This window comes from Amycolatopsis sp. WAC 01376 (genome assembly GCF_003947415.1).
GTDB lineage: Bacteria > Actinomycetota > Actinomycetes > Mycobacteriales > Pseudonocardiaceae > Amycolatopsis.
Genome location: NZ_QHKL01000001.1, coordinates 1894936 through 1911279, shown reverse-complemented (window position 1 = coordinate 1911279; position 16344 = coordinate 1894936). Strand labels below are relative to the sequence as shown.

Genomic DNA, 16344 nt, shown 5'->3' with positions numbered 1-16344 from the left:
GCGTCACAGCCCGCCCCGCCCGAATCCCCTCCCAGAACCCCACCCGCACATCCCGCACCAACGGCACACGACCCGCCAACACAACCTCCGACCACAATCGGTGTTGCAACGACCCCGTGAACCCAAGAGGCCCTCACGGACCTTTGATGGCGCCGTAGCGCTCCAGGGCGACCTGGCGTTCGTGGGCGTGGTCGACCATGGGCGCGGGGTAATCGGGCACGTCGGCGGGTTTGTGCACGGCTTTTCCTTGCACGGAGCGGAGTTCGGGGACGTAGCGGCGGACGTAGTCGCCGGAGGGGTCGAACTTCTCCCCCTGCGTGGTCGGATTGAAGATCCGGAAGTACGGCGCGGCGTCGGTGCCGCTGCCCGCCACCCACTGCCAGTTCAGCTGGTTCGACGCGAGATCGCCGTCGACCAGATGCTTCATGAAATGCCGGGCGCCGAGCCACCACGGCAGATGCAGGTCCTTGACCAGGAAACTCGCCACGATCATCCGGACGCGGTTGTGCATCCAGCCCTCGGCGAGCAGCTGCCGCATCCCGGCGTCGACGATCGGGAAGCCGGTGCGTCCTTCGCACCACCGCTGGAAGGCCTCGTCGTCGCTCTCGTATTCCATGGCGTCGAAACGGGAATCGTAGTTCTTCCGCGCGGTTTCGGGGCGGTGCCACAGAACGTCGGCGTGGAACTCGCGCCAGGCGAACTCGCCGCGCAACGCCTGCGCGCCGGATCCCTCGTTCCCCGCGAGGTCGGCAAGCAAGGTGCGCGGGTGGACGCAACCCCAGCGCAGATACGGTGAAAGCCTTGTCGTACCGGGACGATCCGGCCGGTCGCGATCCTCGTCGTAGGTCTCGACGCCGTCGTCCAGGAATTCGTGCCAGCGCTCCAGCGCCGCCTTCTCGCCGGGCTCCGGCAGCTCCATCCCGTTGAGCGAAGGGGATTTCGGGAGCTTGACCGAACGCGGCGGCTCCACCCAGTCCACTATGGACTTCCCCGTGTCGGCGGGCCGCGGCCAGCCGTGGCGCGTCCACGCACGGTAGAACGGGGTGAACACGCGATAGGGATCGCCGTCCGGTTTGGTGATGCGGCCGGGCGTGATCGCGTACGAGGAACCCGTCTCGACCCAGGCGATGTCGTGCTCCGCCAACGCCTTCTTGACCTCGTCGTCACGACGGCGGCCGTACGGACCGGTGTCCGCGCTGACGTGCACCGTCGCGGCGCCGATCTCACGCGCGGCCTTGACGACCTCCTCGGCGGGGTCGCCCTTGACGAGCATCAGCCGTCCGCCGAGCTGATCGTCCAGCGCCTTCAGGCAGCCGTGCAGGAACGCGACGCGCGGGGCGCCGGACGGTTCGAGAAGCGCGTTGTCGAGGACGTACAGCGCGAGGACGTGCTTGCTGTGCTTCGAGGCCTCCAGCAGGGCGGCGTGGTCGCCGAGGCGGAGGTCGCGGCGGAACCACAGCACTACCGGGGCTTCTCTGGTCACTCCGGAAACCCTAAGCGCGCTCCCGTGGTCCTGCACGCCCGGGATGCAATGAACGGACCGTTCCTTGCCAAATTTGCAAGGAACGGTCCGTTCATAGCGCTTGCCGGAGGGGGATCAGCGCTCCGCGATGGGCGCGTAGTCCCGCGACGCGTAGCCGGTGTAGATCTGCCGCGGGCGGCCGATCTTCGTGGCCGGGTCCTGGATCATCTCGCGCCAGTGCGCGATCCAGCCCGGCAGGCGGCCGAGCGCGAACAGCACGGTGAAGTACTTCGTCGGGAAGCCGAGCGCCCGGTAGATCAGGCCGGTGTAGAAGTCGACGTTCGGGTACAGCTTCCGCTCGATGAAGTAGTCGTCCGAGAGCGCGGTCTCTTCCAGCTTCTTCGCGATGTCGAGCAGCTGGTCGCCGCCCTTGAGCTTGGAGAGGATCTCGTCCGCGGTGTTCTTGATGATCTTCGCGCGCGGGTCGTAGTTCTTGTAGACCCGGTGCCCGAAGCCCATCAGGCGGACACCCTTTTCCTTGTTCTTCACGCGGGTGACGAAGTTCGCGACGTCGCCGCCCTCGGCCTGGATGCCCTCGAGCATGTCCAGCACCGCGCTGTTGGCGCCACCGTGCAGCGGGCCGAAGAGCGCGTTGATACCGGCCGAGATCGAGGCGAACAGGTTCGCCTCGGAGGAGCCGACGAGGCGCACTGTCGAGGTCGAGCAGTTCTGCTCGTGGTCGGCGTGCAGGATGAACAGCAGGTCGAGCGCCTTGGCGACGTCCGGGTCGACCTCGTAGGGCTCGGCGGGGAAGCCGAAGGTCATCCGCAGGAAGTTCTCGACCAGGCCGAGCGAGTTGTCCGGGTACAGCAGCGGCTGGCCGACGGACTTCTTGTACGCGTACGCGGCCAGGGTCGGGACCTTGGCCAGCAGCCGGATGGTGGACAGCTCCACGTTCGGTTCGTCGAACGGGTTGAGCGAGTCCTGGTAGAAGGTCGACAGCGCGGATACGGCGCTGGAGAGCACCGGCATCGGGTGCGCGTCGCGCGGGAAGCCGCTGAAGAAGGCCTTGAGGTCTTCGTGCAGCAGGGTGTGGCGCTGGATCTTCTCGGTGAACTCGGACAGCTGCGTCTGGGTGGGCAGCTCGCCGTAGATGAGCAGGTACGAGACCTCGATGAAGGTCGACTTCTCGGCCAGCTGCTCGATCGGGTACCCGCGGTAGCGCAGGATGCCGGCGTCACCGTCGATGTAGGTGATGGCCGACGACGCGGCACCGGTGTTCACGAAGCCCGGGTCGTGCGTGATGTACCCGGTCGTCGCCAGCAGCTTCCCCAGCTCGATCCCAGGCGCGCCCTCGACCGGGTGGATCACCTTGAACTCGTGCTCACCATTGGGCAGGCGCAGCGTCGCGGTCTCGCCCGTCGTCGCGTCGGACATGTAAGTCCCTCTCACGTTCAGCACGGGCCGGCGGCGCCTGTAGGTCCCACAGGTACGCCCTCTTTCTCGCGCGTGACCCATGGCCTCGCTGCACACCGCCCCGCTGGGGTATGAATTCCCCTCCACGCTAGTCGAGAATGGGGTCAACGCGCAGCGGGTGAGTTGCTCACAACAGCCCCTTTGGGACCAGGTTCACACGGCGGATGCCATATCCCCGGCCGTCGGCGGTTCCGCCCCGCTCCGCGAGACGGTGATCGACGCCGCTTTCGCCGCGAATTCGAGCGCCGCACGCCAGCCGTCGGCGTCGAGTGTGGACACGTCACGCACCCCGTTCGAGTACAGCCACGCCAGCAGGGCGCCCTGCACGGTGTCACCGGCGCCGATCGTGTCGACGACCTCGACCCGGCGTGACGGGACCTGCGCGATTTCGCCCGCTCGTGTGATGACGGACAGCCCCTGCGCGCCGCGGGTGAGCACGACGGCATCGACTCCGCAAGAGGTCCAGACCTTTGCCGCGTCGACCGGATCGGCGCCCTCGGCGAGCCATTCCGTGTCGTCGTCGGAGATCTTGAGCAGCCGGATATGCGGCAGCCAGGACTGGAACCTCGCCCGGTACGCCGCCGGATCGGTGATCAGCGCCGCACGGATGTTCGGATCGAGGACGGTCAGCACACCGCGGGCGGATTCGCGGCGCAACACGGTTTCGTACGTGCTCGCCCCCGGCTCCAGGACCATGCCGAGGGTGCCGAGCGAGAGCGCCGTCACATTCTCCGGCAGCGGGCCGGGGTCGCCGACGAGCCTGTCCGCGGTGCCCTCCGTGTAGAAGGTGTACTGCGCCGACCCCTTCTCGTCGAGCGCGACCACGGCGAGCGTCGTCGGCTCGTTTCCTCGCTGCAGCAAGGCGGTGTCGACACCGGAGGCGTGCAGCCGGTCCACCAGCGCGACACCGAACCGGTCGTTCGAGACCCGCGAGAAGAACCCGGTCGGGACGCCGAGCCGCCCGGCGGCGAGCGCGACGTTGTAGGGACCACCACCCATCCGGGGCAACAGCGCGCGCAATCCACCGTCCACAGTGGAATCCAACGGTGCACCGGGAACGAGGTCGACCAGCGCCTCTCCACCTACGACGATCACGGGCGCGATGCTAGCCGAGGCGGCGGCAAGACCACCAGAATTGTCAGTTCAGGACATTTTTTGTCGCGATCCCGCCAAGAAGAAGTTCCGAAAGCGCCGTGAACGCCTCGGCGTCGGTCACCCCGGCGCGCTGACCGATGACGCCGGTCTGGATTCCCTCGATGATCAGCCCCGCCATTTCCGCGATCAGCCGCGCGTGCACCTCGCGGAAAACACCGTCGGTGACGCCCCGATCGATGAACGACCGGATCCGCTGGGCCGCGGCGCGGCTGTTGAGCTGATACGCGTCCCGCGCCGGCGCGAATTCGGCGATATCGGTCATGAAAGCGGCCGAAGCGCGATTCAGGTACTCGGAGATCCCGGCGAGGTACTCCCCGAGGATCTTGCGGGCGTCGTCGATCCCGTCGATCCGCTCTTCCAGCAGCTCGGCGGCGCCCTTGAAAAAGTGGGTGACGACCTTGACCGCGAGCTGCTCCTTGCTGGGCGCGAGCGCGTAGAGGGTCGACTTCGAGCAGCGGAGCCTCGCGGCGAGATCGTCCAGGGTGAACTGGGAGAACCCCTCGGCGAGGAAGAGCTCTTCAAGCTCCGAGAGCAGTGCTCTCTGACGCGCGGTGGGCTGGCGGCGCGGGGTCATCGGATCACTATCCCTTACCCGGATCGCGGGTCCCCAGACAGTTCATACTGTACTCTCAATGAGCCCACAGTACTGTTTTGAGTACAGTTCAGCTCGGAGGAGCCATGCCGGCGGACCGTCTTCTGCCCAGCACCGAGGCCAAGGACCTGATCGACCTGGCCAAGGAGATCGCGCGCGAAGAGCTCGCCCCGATCGCGAGCAAGTACGAAGAGACCGCGCACTTCCCGCGCGAGCAGTTCCGGCTGCTCGGACAGGCCGGGCTGCTCGGGCTGCCGTACGCGGAGCGATGGGGCGGCGGGGACCTGCCGTATGAGGTCTACCTGCAGGTTCTCGAGGAGATCGCGACCGCGTGGATGTCGGTCGGCGTCGGGCTGTCCGTGCACACGATGTCCTGCTTCGCACTCGCGCACAACGGCACCGACGAGCAGCGCGACCGCTGGCTGCCCGCGATGCTGGAAGGCGGCCTGCTGGGCGCGTACGCGCTTTCGGAGACCCACGCCGGCTCCGACGCGGCCGCCCTCTCGACCCGCGCGCGGCTCGACGGCGACCAGTACGTCGTGAACGGCACGAAGGCGTGGATCACCCACGCGGGTGAGGCCGACTTCTACACGACCATGGTGCGCACGAGCGACGACGGCGGACAGGGCATCACCTGCCTGCTCGTCGACGCGGCGACGCCGGGCCTCTCGGCCGCGCCGCCCGAGCGGAAAATGGGCCTCACCGGCTCGACCACCGCGCAACTGATGTTCGACGACGCCGCCGTCGACGCCGACCGCCGGATCGGCGAAGAGGGCCAGGGCCTGAAGATCGCGCTGTCGTCACTCAGCTCTGGACGGCTGGGCATCGCCGCTTGCGCCGTCGGGCTCGCGCAGGCCGCGCTGGACGAGGCCCTCGAGTACGCGAAGGGGCGCACGCAGTTCGGGCGGCCGATCATCGAGTTCCAAGGCCTGGAATTCCTGCTCGCCGACATGGCCGCGACCGTCGAAACCTCCCGCGCCATGTACCTCGACGCCGCCCGCCGCCGCGACCGCGGGCTGCCGTTCCAGCGGCAGGCGTCCATCGCGAAACTCGTCGCGACCGACGGCGCGATGAAGGTGACCACCGACGCCGTCCAGGTCCTCGGCGGCGCCGGATACACGAAGGACTTCCCGGTGGAGCGGTACATGCGAGAGGCGAAGGTGCCGCAGATCTTCGAGGGCACGAACCAGATCCAGCGCATGGTGATCGCACGGGAACTCCGGAAGGCCTGACGGCCTCGTGAGTGGTGATGACGGTCAGAACCGTGAGTGTCTTAGGTACCTACGTGGTTCCGGCTGCGGTTGGTGCCAGCAGTCACAGCAGTGGCGCGTGAAGGACCCCTTCCCTCGGCTCAGCCGAGGAAACTCGACCTTCACACCTTCCCCAGTACATGAAGGACCCCTTCCTTGCGCCTGGCGCAAGGAAGGGGTCCTTCATGTACTCAGGCGGGCAAGGTGCCGAGCCGGTCAAGCCCAGCTGACGCGTTCAGTGCCCTGTCGGGCCGAACTGCTGCGGCGGTTGCTGTTGCTGCGGTGGTTGCTGCGGCCAGCCGCCCTGCGGCGGATACGGCTGCTGATACTGCTGGACGGCCTGCGGCGGCGGACCGGGCCGCTGCTGCGGCGGCGGGTACTGCTGAACCGCCTGGTTCGTGTACGGCCGCGGGTTTCCTTGCTGCGGCGGGGATCCCGGCTGCGCCTGACCTTGCCACTGGGGCTGCGCTTGCCATTGCGGCTGCGCCTGACCTTGCGGCTGCCCACCTTGCGGCGCCGTCGCACCGGCCCGCGACGCGCGACGCTTCCTGCGGATCAGCATCGTCGCGCCCAGCCCGGTCAGCCCGACCCCGACCCCGCCCACCCACAGGCCATGGTTTTGAAAGGCCCTCTCGCGGGTTTCGGCGCCCTTCTTCATCTGGTCGTAGGTCTCCGTACGGACGGTGCGGCCACCCTTGGTGGTCTCGCAGACGTCGCCGTACGACATGAGCCTGCCGTCGCATTTGACGGCGCTCGAGTCTTCGGTCGCCCACAGCAGGCAGACACCCAAGAAGCCGAACCCGATTACCAGGACAAGAACCCAGCGCTTCATGTGTTACACACCCTCCCCAGTGTGTCACACATGAGAGCACAGATGGGCCGCCCTGGCAAGGCCGACGTCAGCCTTCGCGGTACCGGCGTTCCTCGGTGACGCCGACTCCGGCCTCCTCGTCGAAGTGGTAGACCTCGCGCCCGCGCACGAACACCCGCATGGCGCGGTTCATCACGTCGAGCGGATCACCCGACCAGAGGACCACGTCGGCGTCGAGGCCGGGCTTCAGCGCGCCGACCTGGTCGTCGAGGTCCAGCATCGCGGCCGGGTTGACGGTCAGCGCCTTCAGGGCGGTCTCCGGGTCGAGGCCGTCCTTCACCGACAGCGCCGCTTGGTACACCAGGAAGTTGATCGGCACGACCGGGTGGTCCGTGGTGATCGCGATCCGCACGCCCGCCCTGGCGAGGATGCCGGGCGCGCGCAGGGTGCGGTTGCGCAGCTCCACTTTGGACTTGGTGGTGAACAGCGGGCCGAGGATCACCGGCACGTCCCGCTCGGCGAGCAGATCCGCGATCAGGTGGCCTTCGGTGCCGTGGTTGATCACCAGTTTGTAGCCGAACTCGTCCGCCAGCCGGATCGCGGTGACCATGTCGTCGGCACGGTGGACGTGCTGGTCCCAGTACAGCTCGCCGTCGAGGACCTTGGCCAGCGTCTCCTTGGTCAGGTCGACGTCGAACGGCTTGCCCTCGCCGGCGGCGTGGTCGCGCTGGGCGGCGTAGTTGCGCGCGGCGGTGAACGCGTCGCGGATGGTCGACGCGACGCCGAGCCTGGTCGACGGCGTCTGCTTCTTGTCGCCGTAGACGCGCTTCGGGTTCTCGCCGAGCGCGCTCTTCACGCTGACACCCTCGGCGAAGATCATGTCCAGCACGGTCCGGCCCCAGGTCTTGACGCCGATCGTCTGCCCGCCGATGGGGTTCCCCGAGCCGGGCTTGATGACGACGCTGGTGACGCCGCCCGCGAGCGCGTCGTCGAAGCCGGGCTCGTAGGGGTCGATCCCGTCGATCGCCCGGAACCGCGCGCCGTTGGGGTCGGTCATCTCGTTGGTGTCGTTGCCCGACCAGCCTTCGCCGTCCTCGTGGACGCCGAGGTGGGCGTGCGCGTCGATGAACCCGGGCAGCACCCAGCTGCCCGCGGCGTCGATCAGTTCGGCGTCGTCGGGGACGTCGACGTCGGCGTCCGTGCCGACCTCGACGATCTTCCCGTTCTCGATGAGGACCGTGCCGCCGTCGATCGGATCACCGTCGACCGGGACGACGTAACCACCGACGATGGCCTTGACCTGTGCTTTGTTCGACATACTTTGACACGCTAACGAACTGGGCCGCCGGTCCGCACGCGGGGCTTTTCGAAGTGGACCAGCTCGTAGTGCTTCTCGGGCGTCCGGTGCGTTTCGACGTAGCCGAGCTTCCGGTACATCCGCAGCGGACCGGCGCTCCGCTCGCCGGTGAACAGGCGGAACACGGTCACCGAAGGCGGCGCGGCCGCTTCGGCGGCGAGCAGCAACGAGCTGCCGAGCCCGTGTCCCTGCCTGTCCGGGGCCACGATGAGCCTGCCGACGAGACCCGCCTCGCCGTCCACGACGATCCGGACACTCGCCACCAATCGCCCGGATTCCCTGACGCCCCAGGCGAAACACGCGGCATCGCCCAGTGCCTCCTTGGCCTGCTCGAACGTCTCGAGCAGCGGCGGGAGGTCGAGATTCTCGTGCTCCCTGGCCTCCGGGACGTACGCAGCGCGTTGGAGCGTGAGCACTTCGCCCGCGTCCGCGGAGCCCAGGCGGAGAAACGACATCTCAGCGCACCCTGATTCCCCAGCTCCCGGTCCACGAGGACGCGGGCTCCAGGTCGATCAGGTCGGTGCCGGTGTTGAGCGCGTCGGCGGGGCAGGTCATCGGCTCGATCGCCACTGCCCGGCCGCGGCCGACCAGGTCGTCCGGTGTGAACACCTGTGCCCAGCGGAAGTCCGGCCCGGCCCAGACCAGCAGCTCCCGCTCCCCGTGCGAGAGGACGTGGTGGTGATTGCCGTCGTCGGCCACGCTCAGCCCGCCGAACGCCGTGTCCAGGTCGACGCCTTCGAGCACCTTGCCGGACCGGAAGTCGTACTCGGTCCCCTCGACGTCCTGTTCGTCGGCGTACGGCATCTGCTCGTCGCCGAGGTACGGCCGGACCCGGCTCGCGGGCAGCGTCAGGGTCAGCTCGTCGGTGGGCACGTCGCCGATGCGGAAGTACGGGTGCGTGCCGAGTCCGACGCCGATCGGGCTCTCGCCCTCGTTGCGGATCTCGTGCGTCACGACCAGTTCGCGCGGCGAGATCTCGTAGGTGATCGTCGCGCGCAGCGGCACCGGCCAGCCTTCCTGCGCCGGGACGTCGATGGCCAGGGTGATCGACGACTCCGCGTGCTCGAGGAGCTCCCACTCCTCGTGCCGGGTCAGGCCGTGGATCGCGTTGCCGCGTGCCTCCTCGGTGATCGCGAGCTGCTGCTTCTCCCCCTGGTGCACCCACTGGCCGCCCTTGGTGCGGTTCGGCCAGGGCAGCAGCACCTGCCCGGCACCCTTCGGCGGCTTCTCGTCCTCGGCGAACGCCTCGACGTACGGCACGCCGCCGACCTCGAACGCGCGCAACCCGGCACCGATCTCGGTGACGACGGCGCGCGCGTTGCCGCGGGTGATCTCGAACTGCTCTCCGGTGGGATTGGCCATGCTGACGAGGTTACCGGCGGCCTTGTCCGAAGTAGTGTGGGAGCGCCACGCCCGGACGAAGGAGACCGCCGCGATGACCGTTCCCGGCTACCCCAGCACTGTCGGCCGCGTCCTGGAGCGGAGCGCGCGGCGCGTCCCGGGCCGGGTCGCGCTCACGTTCGCCGATCGCGTGTGGACCTACGCGGAGCTCGACCGCGCGGCGGGCAGGGTCGCGGCGAAGCTGCTCGGCCGCGGGCTCGTCCACGGCGACCGTGTCGCGGCCTTCGGCAAGAACTCCGACGCGTACCTGTTGCTGTACCTCGGTTGCGCGCGGGCCGGGCTGGTGCACGTTCCGGTGAACTTCAACGCGCGCGGTGAAGAACTCGAGTACCTGCTCACGCAGTCCGAGCCCGCCGTCGCCTTCGTCGACCCCACGCTGGCCGAACACGTCAGCGTCGAGCATGTGTCCACACTGGACGTCCTGGAATGGGCGCTGGACGAAACCGTTGCCCCGCACGAGGAATCCGGGGTCACCGACGATGACCTCGTTCAGCTGCTCTACACGTCCGGGACGACCTCGCGACCGAAGGGCGCGATGCTCACCCACCGCGCGCTGGTGCACGAGTACTCGTCCTGCATCGCCGCGCTCGACCTGAGCGACCGCGACGTGCCGCTGCACGCGCTGCCGCTGTACCACTCGGCGCAGATGCACGTCTTCCTGATGCCCGGCCTGGCCGTCGGCGCGACGAACCACCTCGTCGAGTCACCCGACCTCGGCGACATCCTCACGCGGATCCCGCGTCAGGGCGTCACTTCGCTGTTCTTCCCGCCGACCGTCTGGGTGGGACTCGCGAATCACCCCGGTCTGGCGGACGCGGATCTGAGCGGTCTCACCAAGGCCTACTACGGCGCATCGATCATGCCCGTCCCGGTACTGAAGGCGCTGCGCTCACGGCTGCCGGAAGTCGGTTTCTACAACTGCTTCGGCCAGTCGGAGATCGGTCCACTCGCGACGGTGCTGCGTCCCGAAGAGCACGACGCGCGGCCGGATTCCGTCGGCCGCCCGGTGCTCTTCGTCGAGACGCGCGTGGTGGACGCCGAGATGAACGACCTCCCGCCGGGCGAACTCGGCGAGGTCGTGTACCGCTCTCCCCAGCTGTGCACCGGTTACTGGGGCAAACCCGAGGAGTCGGTGGAGGCTTTCGCGGGCGGCTGGTTCCATTCCGGTGATCTGGTGCGCCAGGACGAGGAGGGCTACCTGTTCGTCGTCGACCGGATCAAGGACGTCGTCAACACCGGTGGCGTCCTCGTCGCGTCACGCGAGGTGGAGGACGCGCTGTACGCGCATCCCTCCGTCGCCGAGGTCGCCGTCGTCGGCCTGCCGCATGAACGCTGGATCGAGGCGATCGCGGCGGTGGTCGTCGCGAAGGAGCCCGTCGAAGAAGCGGAACTGATCGAATTCGCCAAGAAGTCGCTGGCGGCGCACAAGGTGCCGAAGTCGGTGCACTTCGTCGGCGAGTTGCCGAAGAACGCGTCCGGGAAGCTGCTCAAACGCGATTTGCGGCAACAGTTCGGCGGCTCGGGGTCGGCGATCGGCGTCTAGCGCCGGCTGGTCTCGCGCATGATCTGCCACGCGCTGAAGCCGTCTTCGGCGTGAGGACTGCCCAGCGCGAGCCAGCTGGGATCTCGAGGGTCGTCGAGGCGGTCGACCAAGCAGCCGAACCGGGGCGTGCCAGGCGGATCACCGGGAAAGAGCGCGTCGGGATCGTCCACGAGCGAGGCCAAGAAGGCGATGTCGGAGATATGGCGACTGGGTATGCCGGGCTTCGACGGCTCATCGATCAGGGCTTTCACCTTGACCACCAAAGCGGCGGCCAACCCCGGCAGATACAACGTCGCCGACCTCCCGCCATAGGTCGCCGTGAGCGGCCGCGCATCGTCCAACGCAGTCTTGCCACCGGGGATCGACACGATCTTTCCGGCGGGCGTCCGGATCTTCGGAGCGGCACGGGCGCCGAGTTTGTCCGGTGCGAGGATGTCGACCACCATGCCGGTTTCCGGATGGAGGTAGCGATGAGCCTTGCCGTCCGCGCTGATGCCATCGACCTCGTAGCCCAGCTTCTTGAGCACTTCATGTGCACGAGGAAAGGCATCCAGCGTGAACCGAACGTCAAAGAGCAGATCGATGTCCTTCGTCACGCGCGGGATCGACCGGCCGGCCAGCAGACCGTGCAGGATGACCATCTGCCCTCCGATCATGACCCAGGGTTCGGGTAGTCGGTCGGCCAGGTCGAACATCGCGGGCCAGACGATACGGTCACCCTCACCTTGCAATGGCGGCAAACCCAGCGTTCCCAAGCTGGGCCGCGGCGCGGAATCGATCATCCGCCGAGCTTATGCACCTCGCCCAAACGAGTGAGAAGTTGTTGTGCCGCAAGGACAGAACGCTCGTCTCCGGCGTCGAGCAGATCCGCCGCGACAGCCGCCGGGATCGCAAGGCCGCCCGCCCCCGGCGGACGCAGGACGCCCGGCAGGGCGGGAACACGAATCACCGCGTTCGGTTCGGCGCTGTCCAGCCGCAGCCGGCGTGATCGTGCGAGTTCGTCGAACCGGGCGGCGTCCACATAGAACTCTTCGTCGGCGCCGCCTGCCATCAGATCGGCACCGTAGTGACCAGCGGCGGCAGGACCACTGACGACGGCGTGCGGGTCTTCCCGTAGCCGCGCGAGGGGTCCGGCCAGCATCCGCACGCGATACACGCGCGCGCGACCGGAAAGCAGACGCGGCCATTGGGCAGGCTCACGTTCCCGCGCATAGCGCTTGAGCCGGACCCGTTCCGACGGCGAGGTCCACGCCGGGTGATAGCCGCTCAGCGACCACAAGAATCCCCAGGCCATTCGCGCGGAAAGCGGTCTGCCTGCCGCAGGCTTCACCACACTCTTCCGATGTTCGACCGAGCGGGCGTCGACCAGCAGCTCACGGCCGATCCGGATGGCATCCAGCCTGCCACCGTGCACGAGTTCACGGACGCGCTCTCGCGAGATCTCCAGAACCTGCGCCGCCCGTGCGACCGGGATCAGCTGGGCCGAGTCGACCATGCCCGCTCCCTTCGCTTCCTGCCCAGTTTACACAAACCTCCGCAGAAGAGGGTGTTTGTGTAAACAGAGCTTACTAGACCGGTCGTCATAGTTTGAGCTACAGTCGGCCGCATGGTCCGCCGCACCGACACCAGGCAGCGCATGCTCGACTCCGCCGCCGAGCTCTTCCACCAGCAGGGTTACCACGCCACCGGGCTGAACCAGCTCGTCACGGCCGTCGGCGCGCCCAAGGGGTCGCTGTACTTCCACTTCCCCGGCGGCAAGGAGCAGCTGGCCGCGGAGGCCATCCGCCAGTCCGCGGATCGCCTCTGCGATCAGTTGCGCACGATCGCCGCGAACGCGCCCGACATCGTCACCGGGATCGAGACCATCATCGACGCGCTGGCGACCTCGCTGGAGGAGTCGGATTTCCAGCGCGGCTGTCCACTCGCGACGGTCGCGCTCGACGCGTCGGGTGACAGCGAGGTGATCCGCCAGGCCTGCGCCGACGGCTACACCTCCTGGCACACCGTCATCGCCGACGCGCTGGACACCGACAAGGCGGACCAGCTGGCGACCGTCGTCCTCGCCGCCATCGAGGGCGGTTTGCTGCTGGCCAAGACCCTGCACGACACCGCGCCGCTGCGCGCGATCGCCCCTCATCTGGCCACCACACTCGAACGGGAGTTGTCCTGATGCGCGTCCACCACCTCAACTGCGGGACCCTGCGGCCGATCGGCGGCAAACTCGTCGACGGCAGGCCGGGGCTGTTCCGCCGCGCGGAACTGGTCTGCCACTGCCTTTTGCTGGAGACCGACACGGGGCTCGTCCTCGTCGAAACCGGTGTCGGCACACCGACCGTCGGCAGGCCTGCCGAATGGCTCGGTGCCGGTTTCGTCCGGCTCGTCCACCCCGACAGCGACGACGACCTGAGCGCCACCACCCAGATCCGCAAGCTCGGCTTCGACCCGGCCGACGTGCGCGACATCGTGCTCACCCACCTCGACCTCGACCACGCGGGCGGCCTCGTCGACTTCCCCCAGGCGCGGGTCCACGTCCACGCGCGTGAACTCCAGGCACTGGAGAAGCCGATCGACCGCAAGGAGGCGAGCCGCTACCGGAAGGTCCAGTTCAGCCACGGTCCGAAGTGGAAGTCGTACCGCGCCGACGGCGAGCCGTGGTTCGGATTCGACGCCGTCCGCGAACTCGAAGGGGTTCCGGACGTCCTGATCATCCCCCTCGCCGGGCACACCCGCGGGCACGCCGGCGTCGCGGTCGACACCGGTGACGGCTGGCTCCTCAACGCCGGTGACGCCGTCTTCCACGGCGGCGAACTGGAGCGAAACCCTCACATCCCCTTCGCACTCGGCTTCTTCGAGTCGTACATGCAGACGGAGAAGACGGCACGACTGGACAACCAGCTCCGGCTGCGCGAACTTGTCAGTGACAACGGTGCCGAAGTGACGGTCTTCGCCGCGCACGACGTCACCGCATTCGAACGGCTCAGCCAGAGGAGCAGGTTATGAAGGTGCACCACCTGAACTGCGGCACGATGCGCGCACCGGGAGGCAAGCTGCTCGACGGCCAGCCCGGTCTGCTTCGCCGCTCGGAGCTGGTGGCGCACTGCCTGCTCATCGAGACCGGCGACGGTCTCGTGCTGGTGGACACCGGTTTCGGCCGCGAGGGGGTCGCGAATCCCGGCGCGTGGCTCGGCACGCCGTTCACGATGATGGTCGGCGCGAAGCCGGTCGAGACGGAGACGGCGGCCCACCACGTCGAGGCGCTCGGGCACAAGCTGGAGGATGTGCGGCACATCATCTGCACCCACCTCGACGTCGACCACGCGGGCGGGCTCGCGGACTTCCCGAACGCCGTCGTGCACGTCCGCACCGCGGAGCATGACGCGGCGACGTCACCGTCCAACCAGAGCGAGAAGTTCCGCTTCCGCGCCAACCAGTTCGCCCACCGTCCTTTGTGGAGTCATTACGACGAGGCCGGGGACGAGTGGTTCGGCTTCCAGGCCGTCCGTGAACTCAAGGGCCTGCCGCCGGAGATCCTGCTGGTGCCGCTCGCGGGCCACACCAAGGGCCACACCGGGGTGGCTGTCGACACCGGCGACGGCTGGCTGCTGCACGCCGGCGACGCGTACTTCTTCCACGGTCAAATGGATCCGGTGAAGCCGCACTGCCCGCCGGGGATGACCGCGTTCCAGAACATGGTGCAGACCCTGCGCAAACCGCGGCTGGAGAACGTCGAGCGGCTGCGGGAGCTGAGCCGAGAACACGCCGACGAGGTCACCGTGTTCTCGGCCCACAGCCCGATCGAGTACCAATCGCTCAGCCGGGGTCGTGAGTGATCAGCCGACCGGCGGCTCGACGGGCTGCCGGTCCTCTTCGCTGTGCGTGGCCCGCATGACGAGCCAGTTGATCCCCCACAGCACGATGCCGACGCCGAGCAGGATCGCGGCGACCTTGTAGTCGCGCGCGGGCCGCCCGGACAACGGCGTCACCAGGTAGAGACAGAAGATCGCGGCCAGCACCGGGATGATGGTCGGCGCGCGGAAGTGCTTGTGCGCCGCCTTCTCCTTCCGCAGCACCAGTACCGCGACGTTGACGATGGCGAACACCGCCAGCAGCAGCAACGCCGTCGTCCCGCCGAGCACACTGATGTCCACAAAGGACACCAGGGCGATCGCGATCAGGCTGGTGAACACGATCGCCACCCACGGGCTGCGGCGGAACGGGTGCACGGTGCCCAGCTGCTTCGGGATGATCCGCTGGTTCGCCATGCCGTAGAGCAGACGGCTGGCCATCAGCATGTTGATCAGCGCCGAGTTGATGACCGCGAAGAGACCGATCGCGGAGAAGACCTCACGCGGGAACCCGGGGGCCCCGACGTCGAGCACCTTCAGCAGCGCGCTGCTCTTGGCGGCCTCCAGGTCGTCGGCGGGCACCAGCAGCGAAGAGGTCACGGAGACCAGGATGTAGATGGTCGCGGCGATGACCATGCCCCACAGCATCGCCTTCGGGAAGATCCGGACCGGGTCCTTGCACTCCTCGGCCATGTTCACCGAGTCCTCGAAGCCCACCATCGCGAAGAACGCCAGCGACGTCGCCGAGGTGATCGCCACCAGCATCGTCTGGTTCTCGGTGTCGAACTCGACCAGCCGCGACGCGTCCCCGTTGCCGTTCAGCACCGCCCACACGCCGACCCCGATGATGATCAGCAGGCCGCCGATCTCGATGCAGGTCAGCACCACGTTGGTCTTCACCGATTCGGAGACCCCGCGGAAGTTGATCAGCGCGAGCCCGATCACGAACAGGATCGCCACCAGCGGCATCGGCGCGGTGATGAACTCGGCGAGATAGGTGTCCCCGAAGGCCTTCGCCGCCGACGAAGCCGACGTGATCCCCGAGCACATCACCGCGAACGCCACCATGAAGGTGAGGAAGCGGAGCTTGAACGCCTTGTGCGTGTACAGCGCCGCACCCGCCGCCTGCGGGTACTTGCCGACCAGTTCCAGGTAGCTGAACGCGGTCATGATCGCGACCACGAACGCGATCAGGAACGGCAGCCACAGCGCGCCGCCCACGCGGCCGGCGACCTGTCCGGTGAGCGCGTAGACGCCCGTCCCGATGATGTCCCCCACCACGAAGAACAGCAGGAGCTTGGAACCCATGACCCGTTTGAGGCTCGGCTGACCGGCTGGCCCGGTCTGTTCTGTTGTCGTCGTGTCCGCCATGCGGCAAGAGTGTGCCGTATCACCTCTGGTGCCGACAGTCCGGTTTGGTCAGTTCTTCGTCACGGGTTGACGAAGCACGCC

General features: G+C 67.8%; 16 protein-coding genes. 5 read left to right on the top strand and 11 right to left on the bottom strand.

Features of this window, described 5'->3' with window-relative positions:
• Window positions 1–133: 133 nt before the first annotated feature.
• The 4 genes from DMH03_RS09200 to DMH03_RS09185 form a co-directional block, all read right to left on the bottom strand.
• Entirely contained in the window at window positions 134–1483 is a 1350-nt protein-coding gene (locus tag DMH03_RS09200) for a deoxyribodipyrimidine photo-lyase (RefSeq protein WP_125791458.1), read from the bottom strand.
• Window positions 1484–1597: 114 nt separating this feature from the next.
• Window positions 1598–2899: a citrate synthase gene (locus DMH03_RS09195; RefSeq protein ID WP_125684045.1), complete on the bottom strand. Its 1302-nt coding sequence runs from the start codon at window positions 2897–2899 to the stop codon at window positions 1598–1600.
• Between the two features lie 192 nt (window positions 2900–3091).
• Window positions 3092–4033, bottom strand: a complete 942-nt coding sequence (locus DMH03_RS09190) for a carbohydrate kinase (RefSeq protein ID WP_125791457.1) — start codon at window positions 4031–4033, stop codon at window positions 3092–3094.
• 43 nt (window positions 4034–4076) lie between these two features.
• Entirely contained in the window at window positions 4077–4667 is a 591-nt protein-coding gene (locus DMH03_RS09185; RefSeq protein ID WP_125791456.1) for a TetR/AcrR family transcriptional regulator, read from the bottom strand.
• A 104-nt stretch (window positions 4668–4771) separates the two neighbouring features.
• Between DMH03_RS09185 and DMH03_RS09180 the strand changes: the two genes are divergently transcribed.
• Window positions 4772–5917, top strand: coding sequence for an acyl-CoA dehydrogenase family protein (locus DMH03_RS09180; RefSeq protein ID WP_125791455.1), 1146 nt, complete (start codon window positions 4772–4774; stop codon window positions 5915–5917).
• Between the two features lie 253 nt (window positions 5918–6170).
• On the opposite strand, the gene DMH03_RS09175 is transcribed toward DMH03_RS09180, so the two are convergent.
• From DMH03_RS09175 to DMH03_RS09160, 4 genes are all read right to left on the bottom strand, one after another.
• Window positions 6171–6767: a hypothetical protein gene (locus DMH03_RS09175; protein ID WP_125791454.1), complete on the bottom strand. Its 597-nt coding sequence runs from the start codon at window positions 6765–6767 to the stop codon at window positions 6171–6173.
• A 67-nt stretch (window positions 6768–6834) separates the two neighbouring features.
• Window positions 6835–8064: an amidohydrolase gene (locus DMH03_RS09170; protein WP_125791453.1), complete on the bottom strand. Its 1230-nt coding sequence runs from the start codon at window positions 8062–8064 to the stop codon at window positions 6835–6837.
• An 11-nt stretch (window positions 8065–8075) separates the two neighbouring features.
• Window positions 8076–8558 carry a GNAT family N-acetyltransferase gene (locus DMH03_RS09165; protein WP_125791452.1) on the bottom strand — a complete coding sequence of 161 codons (483 nt, stop codon included), beginning with the start codon at window positions 8556–8558 and terminating at the stop codon, window positions 8076–8078.
• Between the two features lies 1 nt (window position 8559).
• Window positions 8560–9465, bottom strand: a complete 906-nt coding sequence (locus DMH03_RS09160; protein WP_125791451.1) for an aldose 1-epimerase family protein — start codon at window positions 9463–9465, stop codon at window positions 8560–8562.
• Window positions 9466–9538: 73 nt separating this feature from the next.
• Here DMH03_RS09160 and DMH03_RS09155 point away from each other — a divergent pair, with 73 nt between their 5' ends.
• Window positions 9539–11047 carry a fatty acyl-CoA synthetase gene (locus DMH03_RS09155; protein ID WP_125791620.1) on the top strand — a complete coding sequence of 503 codons (1509 nt, stop codon included), beginning with the start codon at window positions 9539–9541 and terminating at the stop codon, window positions 11045–11047.
• Here DMH03_RS09155 and DMH03_RS09150 read toward each other — a convergent pair.
• Window positions 11044–11829: a hypothetical protein gene (locus tag DMH03_RS09150; RefSeq protein ID WP_125791450.1), complete on the bottom strand. Its 786-nt coding sequence runs from the start codon at window positions 11827–11829 to the stop codon at window positions 11044–11046. The two genes, DMH03_RS09155 and DMH03_RS09150, sit on opposite strands and share 4 nt — an antisense overlap.
• Window positions 11826–12542: a helix-turn-helix domain-containing protein gene (locus tag DMH03_RS09145; RefSeq protein WP_125791449.1), complete on the bottom strand. Its 717-nt coding sequence runs from the start codon at window positions 12540–12542 to the stop codon at window positions 11826–11828. The genes DMH03_RS09150 and DMH03_RS09145 overlap by 4 nt, the downstream gene beginning before the upstream one ends.
• A gap of 111 nt (window positions 12543–12653) precedes the next feature.
• On the opposite strand from DMH03_RS09145, the gene DMH03_RS09140 reads away from it, so the two are divergent.
• From DMH03_RS09140 to DMH03_RS09130, 3 genes are read left to right on the top strand one after another with little or no spacing between them, the layout of a single operon-like run.
• Entirely contained in the window at window positions 12654–13217 is a 564-nt protein-coding gene (locus DMH03_RS09140) for a TetR/AcrR family transcriptional regulator (protein WP_125791448.1), read from the top strand.
• On the top strand, window positions 13217–14047 hold the full coding sequence (locus DMH03_RS09135; protein ID WP_125791447.1) for an MBL fold metallo-hydrolase: 831 nt from the start codon (window positions 13217–13219) through the stop codon (window positions 14045–14047). The genes DMH03_RS09140 and DMH03_RS09135 overlap by 1 nt, the downstream gene beginning before the upstream one ends.
• Complete coding sequence (locus tag DMH03_RS09130) at window positions 14044–14877, top strand: MBL fold metallo-hydrolase (RefSeq protein WP_125791446.1); 834 nt, start codon at window positions 14044–14046, stop codon at window positions 14875–14877. Before DMH03_RS09135 ends, DMH03_RS09130 begins: the two co-directional genes overlap by 4 nt.
• On the opposite strand, the gene DMH03_RS09125 is transcribed toward DMH03_RS09130, so the two are convergent.
• Window positions 14878–16263 (bottom strand): APC family permease, encoded by a 1386-nt coding sequence (locus DMH03_RS09125; protein ID WP_125791445.1) that lies wholly within the window; start codon window positions 16261–16263, stop codon window positions 14878–14880.
• Window positions 16264–16344: the final 81 nt, after the last annotated feature.

Coding starts and splice junctions, on each gene's coding strand:
- DMH03_RS09170 (WP_125791453.1), bottom strand. CDS start 8,064: ATGTCGAACAAAGCACAGGTCAAGGCCATCGTCGGTGGTTACGTCGTC.
- DMH03_RS09145 (WP_125791449.1), bottom strand. CDS start 12,542: ATGGTCGACTCGGCCCAGCTGATCCCGGTCGCACGGGCGGCGCAGGTT.
- DMH03_RS09185 (WP_125791456.1), bottom strand. CDS start 4,667: ATGACCCCGCGCCGCCAGCCCACCGCGCGTCAGAGAGCACTGCTCTCG.
- DMH03_RS09150 (WP_125791450.1), bottom strand. CDS start 11,829: ATGATCGATTCCGCGCCGCGGCCCAGCTTGGGAACGCTGGGTTTGCCG.
- DMH03_RS09135 (WP_125791447.1), top strand. CDS start 13,217: ATGCGCGTCCACCACCTCAACTGCGGGACCCTGCGGCCGATCGGCGGC.
- DMH03_RS09180 (WP_125791455.1), top strand. CDS start 4,772: ATGCCGGCGGACCGTCTTCTGCCCAGCACCGAGGCCAAGGACCTGATC.
- DMH03_RS09165 (WP_125791452.1), bottom strand. CDS start 8,558: ATGTCGTTTCTCCGCCTGGGCTCCGCGGACGCGGGCGAAGTGCTCACG.
- DMH03_RS09160 (WP_125791451.1), bottom strand. CDS start 9,465: ATGGCCAATCCCACCGGAGAGCAGTTCGAGATCACCCGCGGCAACGCG.
- DMH03_RS09175 (WP_125791454.1), bottom strand. CDS start 6,767: ATGAAGCGCTGGGTTCTTGTCCTGGTAATCGGGTTCGGCTTCTTGGGT.
- DMH03_RS09130 (WP_125791446.1), top strand. CDS start 14,044: ATGAAGGTGCACCACCTGAACTGCGGCACGATGCGCGCACCGGGAGGC.
- DMH03_RS09155 (WP_125791620.1), top strand. CDS start 9,539: ATGACCGTTCCCGGCTACCCCAGCACTGTCGGCCGCGTCCTGGAGCGG.
- DMH03_RS09140 (WP_125791448.1), top strand. CDS start 12,654: ATGGTCCGCCGCACCGACACCAGGCAGCGCATGCTCGACTCCGCCGCC.
- DMH03_RS09125 (WP_125791445.1), bottom strand. CDS start 16,263: ATGGCGGACACGACGACAACAGAACAGACCGGGCCAGCCGGTCAGCCG.
- DMH03_RS09195 (WP_125684045.1), bottom strand. CDS start 2,899: ATGTCCGACGCGACGACGGGCGAGACCGCGACGCTGCGCCTGCCCAAT.